The sequence below is a fragment of the Actinokineospora sp. NPDC051303 genome, from assembly GCF_055586285.1.
Window position 1 is genome coordinate 93,367 of sequence record NZ_JBVJIN010000016.1, and the last position, 12,926, is coordinate 106,292.

At 67.2% G+C, this 12,926-nt stretch carries 9 protein-coding genes and 1 pseudogene; 7 read left to right on the forward strand and 3 right to left on the reverse strand.

The genetic code is table 11. The features are described from left to right. Positions 1-24 precede the first annotated feature (24 nt). From ACZ6SD_RS14910 to ACZ6SD_RS14930, 5 genes are all read left to right on the forward strand, one after another. Positions 25-1,560, forward strand: coding sequence for an RICIN domain-containing protein (locus ACZ6SD_RS14910; RefSeq protein ID WP_465317496.1), 1,536 nt, complete (start codon positions 25-27; stop codon positions 1,558-1,560). Positions 1,561-1,815: 255 nt separating this feature from the next. Continuing rightward, complete coding sequence (locus ACZ6SD_RS14915) at positions 1,816-3,339, forward strand: RICIN domain-containing protein (RefSeq protein WP_465317497.1); 1,524 nt, start codon at positions 1,816-1,818, stop codon at positions 3,337-3,339. 1 nt (position 3,340) lies between these two features. Then, on the forward strand, positions 3,341-4,537 hold the full coding sequence (locus tag ACZ6SD_RS14920) for an RICIN domain-containing protein (protein WP_465317498.1): 1,197 nt from the start codon (positions 3,341-3,343) through the stop codon (positions 4,535-4,537). 140 nt (positions 4,538-4,677) lie between these two features. Continuing rightward, positions 4,678-4,998, forward strand: coding sequence for a transposase (locus tag ACZ6SD_RS14925; protein ID WP_465317499.1), 321 nt, complete (start codon positions 4,678-4,680; stop codon positions 4,996-4,998). Next, positions 4,967-5,542 carry an IS3 family transposase gene (locus ACZ6SD_RS14930; RefSeq protein WP_465317500.1) on the forward strand — a complete coding sequence of 192 codons (576 nt, stop codon included), beginning with the start codon at positions 4,967-4,969 and terminating at the stop codon, positions 5,540-5,542. Before ACZ6SD_RS14925 ends, ACZ6SD_RS14930 begins: the two co-directional genes overlap by 32 nt. On the opposite strand, the pseudogene ACZ6SD_RS14935 reads toward ACZ6SD_RS14930, so the two are convergent. Both ACZ6SD_RS14935 and ACZ6SD_RS14940 read right to left on the reverse strand, forming a co-directional pair. After that, positions 5,490-6,005: pseudogene (locus ACZ6SD_RS14935) on the reverse strand (IS30 family transposase); the annotation flags it as partial. The gene ACZ6SD_RS14930 and the pseudogene ACZ6SD_RS14935 sit on opposite strands and share 53 nt — an antisense overlap. 654 nt (positions 6,006-6,659) lie before the next feature. After that, a complete protein-coding gene (locus ACZ6SD_RS14940; RefSeq protein WP_465317501.1) occupies positions 6,660-8,009 on the reverse strand; it encodes an RCC1 domain-containing protein in 1,350 nt (449 codons plus the stop codon). A 1,135-nt stretch (positions 8,010-9,144) separates the two neighbouring features. Between ACZ6SD_RS14940 and ACZ6SD_RS14945 the strand changes: the two genes are divergently transcribed. Together ACZ6SD_RS14945 and ACZ6SD_RS14950 are read left to right on the forward strand one after the other, a co-directional pair. Beyond that, a complete protein-coding gene (locus ACZ6SD_RS14945; RefSeq protein WP_465317502.1) occupies positions 9,145-9,909 on the forward strand; it encodes an alpha/beta fold hydrolase in 765 nt (254 codons plus the stop codon). 157 nt (positions 9,910-10,066) lie between these two features. Beyond that, positions 10,067-10,462 carry a hypothetical protein gene (locus ACZ6SD_RS14950; RefSeq protein ID WP_465317503.1) on the forward strand — a complete coding sequence of 132 codons (396 nt, stop codon included), beginning with the start codon at positions 10,067-10,069 and terminating at the stop codon, positions 10,460-10,462. Positions 10,463-11,358: 896 nt separating this feature from the next. Here the strand turns inward: ACZ6SD_RS14950 and ACZ6SD_RS14955 are convergent. Next, positions 11,359-12,726 (reverse strand): RCC1 domain-containing protein, encoded by a 1,368-nt coding sequence (locus ACZ6SD_RS14955; RefSeq protein WP_465317504.1) that lies wholly within the window; start codon positions 12,724-12,726, stop codon positions 11,359-11,361. Between the last annotated feature and the right edge of the window lie 200 nt (positions 12,727-12,926).

Genomic DNA, 12,926 nt, shown 5'->3' on the forward strand with positions numbered 1-12,926 from the left:
GGCCGGTTGAGGAGTCGCTACGCCATGCCCATCACCACACCGCTGTCCCCGTCCAGTGTCGAGCTCTCGACCAACTCCAACTCGTCGGACAGCCACCGGGAACAGGTGCAGGTGCAGCTGCCCGGCTCCGGGGTGGTCCCGAAGATCGACGTGTACTTCCTGACCGACAGCACCGGCAGCATGGGCGGCATCATCGGAGCGGTCAGCGCACGGGTAGAGGAAATCCTGAACAGACTGATCACTGCCGCGAACACGGTCGGCGCGGACGTGCACTTCGGTGTCGGAAACTACAAGGACATGGAAGATCCCCAGCCCGACCGTTTCCGCGGTCAGGTCCCATTGGGCGCTGGCACCGCGGCGGCCGCCAACGGCATCCGGGCTTGGTCCGCCACCGGGGGCGGCTACAGTCATGCCGAAGGCCAGTTCTACGCCCTGGACCAACTCGCGCAGCCCCCCGGCGGGTCGATCGGCTGGCGCGCCGACGCCAAGCGGATCGTTGTCTGGATCGGCGACATGCCCGGTCACGACCCGATCTGCCAAGGGTTGTCCGGCCTGAGCTACGACATCACCGAGACCTCGGTCACGGCGAAGTTGCAGGCGCAGGGCATCTTCGTGCTCGTGATCAGTACCGGGCCAAGTGGGCCGAGCTCGGGGTTGAATGCGAATCCGGTACCGCTGTCCTCCGGTGGCGGCGTGTACGAGAACTTCTGCGGCGCCTTCGGCGGTCACGCGGGCCAGGGCTCCCGCATCGCCGCCGCGACCGGCGGCACGTACACCGAGGGGATCACCCCCGACACCGTGGTGCAGACGATCATCGACCTCGGCACCGCGGGGGTTTCCACTCTCGGCAACGTCAGCCTCGTGCCGGACTCGACGATCGCACCGTTCGTGCTCGTCCACCCCGTTGGCGGGTACGGCCCCTTCACCGGCGCCCATCCCGACACGCTGGACTTCGAGTTGGAGTTCCCCGCAGCGACACCCGCCTCCGGAACGCCGGTGACCCAGGAGATCGTCGTGGAGGGCGCTGTCGACGTAGTCGTGGACGGCGTGAAGACCGGCTCGACCCAGGTGAAGATCACCGTGCCCGACCTGGCAGGCCAGTACAAGATCCAGAGCACTCTCAGCGGCCTGTATCTCCAACTTGACGACCCCGGCTGGACCGGCGACGGCGGCAACGTCGACCAGAACACCTATACCGGGCTGGCCGCGCAGCACTGGGAGCTGATCCCGGTCGACGGCGGCGGCTACCGGATCAAGAACCTCGACCCCGCCCGCGACCGCTACCTGGAAGTGGTCGGCATGTCCATCGACGACGGAGCCGAGATCCTCACCCGGTCCGATCCCAGCGGCCCGCACAAGGAATGGTTGCTCATCCCCGCAGGCTCCTCCGGTGCCAATGGCTCGGTGTTCCGCATCCAGAACCTGCACACCGGCAAGGTCCTCGACATCCAGGGCGGCAGCACCCAACAGGACGCGCCGGTGTTCCAGCACTTCTACTGGGGCGACTACCCCACCTACCACGAGAGCCACAACCAGCACTGGCGACTGGCAAGCCTCTGACACAGCGCTTCCGCGCACCATGCGCCGGATCGAGCCGGGGATTGCGTGTCCCCACCGGTTCCGCTTGTCCCCGAGGCCGTGTCCGCCGGAATCGCTCCACACCGGCAGGTGTCGGAGAAAGGATCGCCGACGATCGACACGTCCACTCCGAGACCGGCCAGCCGACCTCGTCGCCTCCCTCTGAATCAAATTCTCACTGCCAGCAGGGGTCGCGACCGTCTAGCGACCCAGAGCCTGAAGAAGGAGCAGCCCGCCGTGCCCATCACCACACCGCCCACCCCGCTCAACATCGAACTCTCGACTAATCCCAACTCGTCGGACAGCCACCACGAACAGGTCCAAGTGCAGCTACCCGCCTCCGGGACGATCCCCAAGATCGACGTCTACTTCCTCGTCGACAGCACCGGCAGCATGACCGGCATCATCAACGCGGTCCGCGCCAGAGTGGAGGACATCCTCAACAGGCTGGTCACCGCGGCAAGCCAGGTCGGCGCGGACGTCCAGTTCGGAGTGGGCAACTACCGCGACCTCGACTACCCGGTCGCCCAGCGCTTCCACCACCAGGTCTCATTGACCCCGCACTCGTCGGCGGCGGCCAACGGCATCCAAGCCTGGACCGTGGCAGGCGGCGCCACCACCGCCGAGGGGCAATTCTTCGCCCTGGACCACCTCGCGCAACCACCCGGCGGCACGATCGGCTGGCGCGCCGACGCCAAGCGGATCATCCTCTGGATCGGCGACGCGCCCGGCCACGACCCGATCTGCCAAGCCGTGTCCGACCTGACCTACCACATCACCGAACACTCGGTGATCGCCAAGTTGCAGACCGAAGGCATCGCCGTGCTGGTGATCAGCACCCCGTCGGGGGCGAGCGGACCCGGATTGGACGTCGACCCGGTACCGCTGTCCAACGGCACTCCCTTCCAAGGCAATTGCAGCATCGGGGGCGCCGCGGGACAGGGCAGCCGGATCGCCGCCGCCACCGGCGGCACCTACACCGACGGCATCACCCCCGCCACGATCGTCAACACGATCATCGCCCTGGGCACGACGGGCATCACCACGATCGGCAGCGTCACCCTCGTGCCCGACGCCGTGATCGCGCCGTTCGTGCGGGTCTCCCCCGCAGGCTACGGCCCCTTCCCCGGCACCCAGCCGCAGACCCTGGACTTCGCGCTGGAGTTCCCCAGCGCCACTCCCGCCACGACCGCCCCAGTGACCCAGGAGGTCGCGGTGCAGGGCGCGGTCGACGTGGTCGTGGACGGTGTGCGGACCGGATCCACCCAGGTGAAGATCACCGTGCCGGACCTGACCGGCAGCTACAAGATCCGCTGCACGCTGAGCGACCTGTACTTGCAGCTGGACGACCCGAACTGGACCGGTGACGGCGCCAACGTCGACCAGAACGTCGACAACGGCATCGCGGCCGTGGGGTGGCAACTGGTGCCCGTCCCCGGCGGCGGCTACCACATCAAGAACTGCGACCCCGCCTGCGACCGCTACCTGGAGGTCGCCGACGAGTCGACGGAGAACGGCGCCGAGGTGCTCACCCGATCCGACCCCAGCGGCGCGCACAAGCAGTGGCTGTTCGTCCCCGCCGGAGCCGCTCAGGGCAGCGCGCCAGTGTTCCGGATCCAGAACCTGCGCTCCGGCAAGGTCCTCGACGTCCGCAACCAGAGCCTGGACCCCGACGCACGGGTGTCCCAACAGGGCTACTGGGGCGACTACCCGACCTACCACGAGCAGCACAACCAGCACTGGGTCCTGGAGCCCATCTGAGATGACCTTTCCACACAACGCCCACCTGGCGCTGGTCAACAGCGCCAGCGGCAAGGCTCTGACCGCCGACGGCCCTCGAATCCATCAGACCTGGCCCGACGTGAACACCCCGGCACAACGCTGGAGGCTGCGCCGCACGGCGGAAGGCCACCACACCGTCGTGGTGGAGAACACCGCGGGCGGCCTCGTGCTGTCGGTGGCAGGCGCCGCCAGACACAACGGCGCCGAGGTCGTGCTGGAAGCGCCGCGGAAGGGCGGTCGGCACCAACTGTGGCGACTGGTACCGCTGCGCTCAGGCGAGCACGCGCTGGCCAACCTCGCCAGCGGCAAGTACCTGGACCTGTGGAACGCCGACACCGGACACGAACCCCGACTGGCCCAGTACGACTTCTGGCACGGACCGCAACAACGCTGGTGCCTGCGACCGGTCACACGCCGCCGCAACAACCGGGCCGTGGTCACCCTCGTCCGCGACGAACCGGACTTCTTCCCGATCTGGCTGGACTACTACTCCCGATTCTTCGCACCGCAGGACATCTACGTCCTGGAACACCAGCCCGCACCCGACCTGCCACCCGCCGACCGGTTCGTGCGCATCCCGATCCACCAGGACGAGTTCAGCAGCGACTGGCACCGCGACGTCGTCCAACAGCACCAGCACGACCTGGTCGACCGCTACGACGTCGTGCTCAGCACCGACGTCGACGAGATCGTCGCCCCCGACCCGCGCTTCTGCGACCTGGGCCGCTACATCGACCAGTTCGACCAGGACTTCGTCAACTGCACCGGCTGGGAAGTCCTGCACCTGCACGACCGCGAACCCGCCTTCGACCCCGAACGCGGAGTGCTGAAGCAACGCTCCACCTGGTTCTCCAACCCCCTGTACTCCAAACCCCTGCTCGCACGGGTGCCCATGACCTGGCTGGGCGGCTTCCACGAACGCATCGACCACGCCACCAACCACGACCCGAACCTGTACCTGATCCACCTGCACCGCATGGACTACCAACTCTGCCACCGCCGCCACCTCCTGCGCACCACCCACAAAACCGCGCAAGACGACATCGACAACTACCGCGGCTACCAGAACCGCATCGTCGAACCCGACCAGTTCCACCGCTGGTTCTACCGGGACAGGATCTGCGGCGAGCCGATCCACCCCGAACCCGTGCCCGAACACTGGCGCACCGTCGTCTAGCCGGTGTCCCGACAGCGGAGCGCCACCGAAAGCCGTGCAGGCTCCGCGCCTGGCACCTCATGATGTGGTCGAAGCCTTGAACCCGCTGGTTAAGAGCGATCCGAGACCTGTCAGGCGGTGTGGGGTGATGCCGGTCCGGGGTGTTCCTGCTGGTCATGGCTGGCCTGGGGATCAGCCAGTCCTGTTTGCGGAACTGGGTAGCCCAGGCCGACACCGACGAGACTGATGGTGGGGCTCGGTTGACGAGCGCGGAGAAGAAGGAACTCGCTGAGCTGCGCAAGAAGAATCGGCAGCTTGAGATGGAGAACGAGATTCTGAAGCGGGCTGCCGCGTATTTCACCCGGGAGAACGTTCTCCCAAAGAAGTTTACCCGCTGGTCCGCGAACTCGCCGCGGATGGTGTTGCGGTGGCCTGCCGGGTGTTACGCGTGTGTCCCGTTCCGGATATTACGAATGGTGTGACCGGCCGTTGTCCGAGCGTACCCGAGAGAACGAGTTGCTGGTGAAACACATCGAGCAGATTCGAGCCGATTCACGCGGCACTTACGGGTCGCCGCGAGTGCACGCCGAGTTGACGCTGGGTTTGGGTTTGTCGGTGAACCGGAAACGGGTTGCCCGGCTCATGCGCCAGGCCGGTATCCAGGGCCTCTACCGACGTAAACGTTCCTGGACCACGGTGCGGGACCCGGCGGCCGAGCCGGCCCCGGACCTGGTCAACCGTCGCTTCACCGTGGACGGGTCGGACCGGTTGTGGATCACCGAGTACCCGACCGAGGAAGGGAAAGTCTACCGCGCCGCGGTCATGGACGCCTGTTCCCGCATGATCATCGGCTGGTCCATCGACAACCACATGCGCACCGAACTCGTCACCGACACGCTCGGCATGGCCATCATGCGACGCAAACCCGAGAACAACACGATCCCGCATTCCGACCACGGCTCCCAGCTTGAGTTCAACTGGTCGTCGCAACACCGGCTTGTTGGAGCAACAGTAGCTGATCGTTGAGGGCTTCGGCTGGTGTCTGCCGGCTGAGTGTCTTGCGGGGCCTGCTATTGAGCGTGGCGGCAACGGCGTCGAGTTCGTCGCGGCTCCAGCGAGACAGATCGGTGCCCTTGGGAAAGTACTGGCGCGGCAAGCCATTCGTGTTCTCGTTGGTGCCGCGCTGCCACGGGCTGTGTGGGTCGGCGAAGTAGACTGCGATGCCGCTGTCGATGCGCGACTGGGCGTGCTGAGCCATCTCCTTGCCCCGATCCCAGGTCAAAGATCGTCGCGGTTGTTCGGGCAAGGTGGCGATGGCCGAGGTGATCGCGCCTCGGACGGCCTCGGCGCCGCGACCGGCCAGGGCGGGGCCGTTGCGCACGCGCGGCTCGACGCCGTGGCCGTCCATGCGGGGCAGGTGCCACAGCAACGTGAACCTGGTGGACCGTTCGACCAGCGTGCCGATCGCGGAGCTGCCCAAGCCGATGATGGAGAGTCGGGGCATGGCGCGGTGTCGGAATTGCTTCCGGAGCAGGACACGGGCCAGTCGAGTTCACACGCGGTCCCTGCGCGGCGTGCAGCGCTATGTCGAACCCGCCTCGCCGCGGTACACCAAGCCACTGAAGCGCTGTCCGGCCCCACCGACGCGGCTCACCCCATAGCGGTGGGTTCATCGGGCAGGCAGGGTGCCGGGCCGGCCCCGGCACCCCGGCCTGGAAACCGGTGTGCCCGCAACAACTAAGGTCTTCATGTCCGGTTGGATGGATTCGACTCAACTCCGGCCAGCGACCCGTCAAGGGATCGTCACACCGTTCCACCGCCGAACGACGCCGCGTTCGGCCAGGTAAGCAGACCTGCCTACCGACCCGAGGTGACACGAAACGACGAGTCAAGGTGTCACTGGGCGACGTGCTCGAAGTCGAAGAACAAGCCAAGATCATAACAAGAAGACTTGGCAGCGTCTGGCCTGCGAATATGCCTTGGCTGTCGGGACGACAGGATCTGGACCCGTGACTCTTGTCCTCCTGGCACTTCTCAGGATTGACAGTCCATCTTGGACAGACGGTATGTGCTGCAACGACTGTCCAGCAGCGTCCGAGGTGGTGTCGGCGAGGTAGCTGCGCGCACTCGCAAGGTCGGGGGGTCAGTTCGGTTGGTCGATCTGGGGTGCGCCACGTGTGACCAGCATGTGGCGCATGCCCGAGCTGATGGCGGTGATGTTGGTCAGTGGCGTGCCACCGGGCACGGTGACCACCCACGGGGTGTTCCGGTTGGTGGTGGAGCCGTCGCCGAGCTGCCCCTGGTCGTTGAGTCCCCAGGTGACGACGGTGCCATTGGAGAGGCGGGCGATGTTCTGGTATTCGTTGGCGTCGATGGCGACCACGTTTGTCAGGCCGTTGGCGCACGGGGCGGACTCGCCCGGCGCGCACACCTTCCGCGGCCGGGTCTGTGCTGCCTCAGAGGTGGTGCCGTCACCGAGTTGACCGTTGACGTTGTAGCCCCAGGTGTAGACCGAGCCGTCCTCCAGCAGCGCCGCGGTGTGGTGGGCGCCGGTCGCTACCGCGATCGCCTTGCTTGGCAGTCCGGCCACCTGCACTGCTACCGCCCTGCGGCTGGTGGAGCCGTCCCCGAGCTCGCCAAAGCGATTGTGGCCCCAGGTGACGATGGTGCCGTCGGCCAGCAAGGCCGCGCTGTGGTAGCCGCCGGCAGCCACGGACACGGCACCGTCGAGCCTGGTGGCGGCGTCCCTGAGCACGTACACCGGCTTGCGGCTGTCGGTGCCGGTGTTGTTGTTGCCCAACTCCCCGTGGGCGTTGTAGCCCCAGGCAAGGACCGAACCGCGGGCGTCGTCCACCAGTGCCAGGCTGTGGTAGTAGCCTGCGGAGATGGCCTTGACGCCTTTCTGACATGGGCCTCGGTCCCCCTTCTTGCAGGCGTACACCGGCGCCGAGGCGTTGGTGGTCGTGTTGTCGCCCAACTGCCCGTACGCGTTGGAGCCCCAGGCCAGTACGGACCCGTCATCGGTCAACGCCATACTGTGGTGGTGCATGGTCGAGATGGCTTTGATCCCGGTCAGCGGATCGCATCCGGCCATGGTCTGTTCCACGTCGCACACCAGCCGCGGTGGACGCGGACCGTCGCTGGGATCGCCAATGCCCAACTGCCCCACACCGGAGGTGTTGGAGCCCCAGGACCACACCTGGCCATCGGCCCCCAGTGCCAGGCTGTGCAGGTTGCCGCCTTCCACGGCGGTGATCCCGGTCAACTGGGCGTTGTTCACGCACGCCCCCTGCCCGCACACGAACGTGGGCACGTAGCCGCTCGACGCCACGGCGTGGGACTGCCAGTCACCCACCTGCCGGGAACCGTTGGCACCCCACGCGATCACCTCCCCCACACCGGACTGGGTCAAATCCCGCGACGAGACATCGGCGTGGGCGGGAGTGGCGGTCGTCAGCAACACCAGCAGGGACGCCGTGGCCAGTACCGACACCCCAAGTGATCGTGATCTCATGCTTCCTCATTTCCGTGTCGACAGGTCGCCGGTGGGGCAACGGGGCCTACGACCAGAAACGAAACCTCAGCCAACCACAGTCCGTGTATCGGTCGATACTCACTGTGGTCACGCGGCCCAGTGTCGCCGTCCCACCCCCTGCGGCGCAAGACGATGTACTCGATGGATTCTGTGCCGTACAGGGTGTTTCCCGCCCTTGGAACACGAGACCAACCACCACATAACCGCACCCGCCTCGACGCCGGGCGAGTGATCACCCTCTCTGAGGTTGTCCCCTTGAACCGGACGCCCTGATCCCAGACAGCGGTCCGGGGAAGATGTCCCCGTGTCAGGCAAGTCGAAGTACCCCGAGCAGTTCCGCAGGGACGCGCGTCCGAGCCGACCCGCTCGTCGGATCGGCCGTTGCGGCAGGTCGCCCGCGAGCTGGGCGTGAATCACGAGACCCTGCGCAACTCGGTCCACGCCGCCGAGCAAGCGCAGACCGACCTCGTCGGCACGACGGCCGCACTCGACGCCGAGGCACAAAGTCGGAGGACACACAGCACTCGTCCGAATATCGGACTGCTACCCGCGCCTCGACACCCTGGTCCTGTGCCGGCCACGCCGGGTCGGTACGGATGGCGAAGGTCACAGCACAGAGGTCACCGTGCCCCGAGTGACGTCCGACGGCCGAGACCGCGGAGAGGAACGTTCCTGCCAACGGCTGCCCGCGGACCACAACGGCAGCGAGGGCACTCCGCCGCTTCGACGTCCGGGCCGTCACGAAACGAACGCGCGAGGTCCATCGACCCATCGGGACATCGCCGCGGCGTCGGGAGAACGCTGCCGTCGCTGCGTGCTCACCCGTCCAGGGAATGGCCGAAACCGCAGGCACCGACCAGGCTCGAAGCCGAGCTGTACAGGTGGTCGGACCGATCCGTCCCCTCGGACCCGGCTCCATCGCCCGCGCCCGGCAACGAGTCCGCCGGACGCGCCTGCCGACCTGGCTCTTATCGACCACCGAGAGGAACGCGCTATCGTGCCCGACGAACCAGGTGTTTTACGCGCCCGCCAACGGGATCCGGCTGTGGTGCCGCGACGAGGGTAACCCCCTCCGGCGAGCCGCTTGCTGATCATGGGTCTGAACTCCCAGCTGATCCACTGGACCGACGACATCGGCACGGGACTCGGCGACCGCGGCTACCGGGTGATCCGCTTCGACAACCGCGACAGCGGCCCGTCCGACAAGATCACCGCCACCACCGACCCCGGCCCGGCCTACCACCTGCTCGACATGGCCGCCGACGCCGTCGGTCTGCTCGACCACCTCGGCATCGACAAGGCGCACGTCGTGGGCGCCTCCATGGGCGGCATGATCGCCCAACTGGTCGCCGTCCACCACACCGACCGCGTCGCCAGCCTTTGCTCGATCATGTGCGCCATCGGCAACCCCACCTTCGAAGCAGTCCACACCCTGCTCGCACCCACACCACCCGAACGCGACCAGGCCATTGAGCACATCGCGAACGTCTACGGGGTCATCGGCTCCAAGACCCACGCCGACACCGAGCAGCCCCGCCGCCTGCGGCTGGCCCAGGCCGCCTACGACCGCAGCTATCACCCCGACGGCGCCAAGCGGCAGTTCGCCGCGATCGCCAACGCGGTCAACCGCACCCCGAAACTGCGCGAGCTGACCATGCCCACCGCGGTCATCCACGTCGCCGAGGACAGCCTGATCAACATCAGCGGCGGCAGGGCCACCCACCACGCCATTGCCGGCTCCACCTACCTCGAACTATCCGACATGGGCCACGACCTGCCCCAACCCCTCTGGCCACAGATCATCGACACGATCGACGCCAACGCTCGCACCACCACCCCGGCCACGACGAGCGTCTGAATCACCCCGACACCGCCGGCGGTTCCGAGCCGCGCCGCCAATGCGGGACATCGGCCGAGAGCAGCGCCGTCGGCGATCCGGTTCGGCCCGGGGCACGTACCCAGGGCACCCGGCACCAAGCGTCCACGCGCTCAGCAAATCATGTTCGAGGAGCCACATGGGTCACGGGTTTCCCACCGCGAAATTCTTCCGCATCGTCAACCAGGACGCCGGGCTGTGCCTGGCCGCCGCACACGGGGGCACCACCTACGGCGCCCAGCAGGCCTACGACCGCTGGACCGGCGAGGCAGGCTACATCCCCTACAGCCACACCAACGACCAAGTCCTCGTCGTCCGCGAACCCAACGGCGACAGGGGCGACGTCTGGTTCTTCAACGAGGTCAAGAACACCTACGGCGACGAAGACTGGCACCTCGTCAACGCCAACAAAGACATCCGCACCGCCTTCACCCTCCACGTTGCCCCTTCGACACTTCCTCCCAACCGGTCGGACTCGGCCTGCAGGGCTGGGGCGTGCAGGGCCAGACCCAATGGACAGCCGCAGGCGGAATGATCTGGCCGGGCGGACACGAGAACAAGGTCGTCACCCTGCTCTCCGACGGCCAAGGCGACCACCGCGCCGTCGTCGTTCACCGGCCGAGATCGCAGCACGTCAAAACTCCGGCCTGGCAACGCGCGCGGGGCTGCCCCAACCTGAGCCGTGCACCTAGTGCACACCGGGCGGCTGTCACCTGGAGACAGTAAGCCAGCGCGTCTGGCCTCCCAGGGAGGAGGGCGGTCGGTGCCGGAGAAGTCCTCCGTTTCTCGTGACCTTACAAACGTGGGGCAGATCGATCGCACGCACGATTCGACGAAGTAATTCGGTGACAACGCGCCTGCCGATGGCGACCGCTTCGGCTGCATGCTCTCTCGTAAGACATGTGCATTGGCCCCGATGCGATCAACCGCCGAGTACAGGAGCGACGTGTCCGCTGGGCTGCCCGCTGCTCGCGGTCTGCTCGGCGGGCTGCCCCTTGTCGGCGGTCTGCTTTAACTACGGCGTGTACAGCACGCTCCACCGCTGGCGGGTACGCCACGCTGCGGGGCTGACGCCGCCCGTACACCTCACACGGACAGCATCAGCCCCTCATCGGCCGGGGGATTCGCACATGCCGTCAGAGTGAACGCCGTGGCGGGCCAGGTACCGGCCCACCGACCGGATGTGGTGCGGTCCAGGGTGTCCAGCCAGGCGTAGGCGAGGATCTGCCAGCTTCTCTGAACTAACACTTCACCGGACGAGAGGTCGAGCACCACACCGTGTCCTACCGGGGCGTGGTGCTCGGACCGCCTCCTCCCGACCCGGCGGATCGGGCCGGGAAGAGCAGCGGGGCGGATTGGCCGGTGCGCGGCTTGAGGCTGCTCCGGCGGTGGTGGCCACCAGGGCCAGGGTGTCGCCGCTCGCGGGCTGGATCAGTAGTTCGCGGCCGCACCGCGCACGACCATCGTGTGCGAGCCGCCCGCGCTCATGGCGGTGATGCCGGTCAGGGGTGTGCCGCCGGGCACGGTGACCACCCACGGTGTGGTCCGGTCGGTCGTGGTGCCGTCACCGATCTCCCCGTTGGCGTTGTAGCCCCAGGTGGCGACCGTGCCGTCCTCGAGGCGGGCGATGAGGTGGCCGGGGCCCGCGTCGATCGCGACGACGTTTTCCAGGCCGTTGGCGCACGGCGCGGACTCACCGGGCGCGCACACCTTCCGCGGCCTGCTCCCGGTGATGGTGGTGGTGCCGTCGCCGAGTCGTCCGTTGCCGTTGTAGCCCCAGGCGTAGACCGAGCCGTCCTGCAGCAGCGCCATGGTGGAGCTGCCGCCTGCCGCGACCGCGACCGCCTTGCCGGGCAGGCCGGACACCGTCACCGCGGTCGGCCGGTCGGTGGTGGTGCCGTCACCGAGCTGACCGTAATGGTTCCAGCCCCAGGTGAGGACCTCGCCGTTGGCCAGCACGGCCGCGTTGTGGTAGAAGCCCGCGGCGACGGACACGACACCGTCGAGCCTGGTGCCGGCGTCCTTGAGCACGTACATCGGCTTGCCGCTGTCGTCGGTGGTGTTGTTGCCCAACTGCCCGTAGTGGTTGTAGCCCCAGGCCAGCACCGAACCGCGGTCGTCGTCCAGCAACGCCACACTGTGGTAGTAGCCGGTGCCGATGGCCTTGGCGCCCTTCTCACACGGGCCGCGCTCGCCCTTCTTGCAGGCGTACACCGGCGCCGGTGCGTTCGTGGTGGAGTTGTCGCCCAACTGCCCGAAGGTGTTGCGGCCCCAGGCCAGCACCGAGCCGTCGTCGGCCAACGCCAGGCTGTGAGAGCCGTAGGTCGAGATGGCCTTGATCCTGTCCAGCGGATCACACCAGGACTGGGGCTGATCCACATCGCACACCGGCCTCGGTCGCTGTGGCCCGTCATCGAGGGTGCCGGTGCCCAATTGCCCAAACGTGCCGGTGTTGCTGCCCCAGGACCACACCCTGCCGTCGCTGCCCAGAGCCAGGCTGTGCTGCTCGCCGGCTTCCACGGCGGTCATGCCGCTCAGGGCGTTGTTCACACACACCCCCTCCTCGCACACGAACGTGGGCACATGACCGGTCGACGCGACCGCGGCGGAATTCCAGTCACCCACCTGCCGGTTGGTGTTGGACCCCCACGCGATCACCTCCCCGCTGCCCGACCCGGCCAGATTCCGGGCCGAGACATCGGCATGGGCTACGGGGACCACGGCGCCCAACAACGCCACGCCCAACACCGACGCCCGCCCCAACCGTGATCGTGATCGTGCTGATAATGGTGATCGCATGCTTCCTCGTTCCGTGTTTCCGTGTCGACAGGTCACCGGTGGGGACGACGGGCCTACGACCGAAAAGCATAGCCCGACTCGATCACGACGAGTGATCGAGTCGCAACTGTACGCAGTCAAGCGCTTCAGTGTCACCACTCCGTCCCCTGTCCCGCAACACGATCAAGTGGCATGCCACCCCTGCCTCAACCGGGTACCCC

What these genes read in the sequence shown, in the direction of transcription:
- ACZ6SD_RS14910 (WP_465317496.1), top strand. Translation starts at nt 25, where the DNA reads ATGCCCATCACCACACCGCTGTCCCCGTCCAGTGTCGAGCTCTCGACC.
- ACZ6SD_RS14920 (WP_465317498.1), top strand. Translation starts at nt 3,341, where the DNA reads ATGACCTTTCCACACAACGCCCACCTGGCGCTGGTCAACAGCGCCAGC.
- ACZ6SD_RS14945 (WP_465317502.1), top strand. Translation starts at nt 9,145, where the DNA reads ATGGGTCTGAACTCCCAGCTGATCCACTGGACCGACGACATCGGCACG.
- ACZ6SD_RS14950 (WP_465317503.1), top strand. Translation starts at nt 10,067, where the DNA reads ATGGGTCACGGGTTTCCCACCGCGAAATTCTTCCGCATCGTCAACCAG.
- ACZ6SD_RS14955 (WP_465317504.1), bottom strand. Translation starts at nt 12,726, where the DNA reads ATGCGATCACCATTATCAGCACGATCACGATCACGGTTGGGGCGGGCG.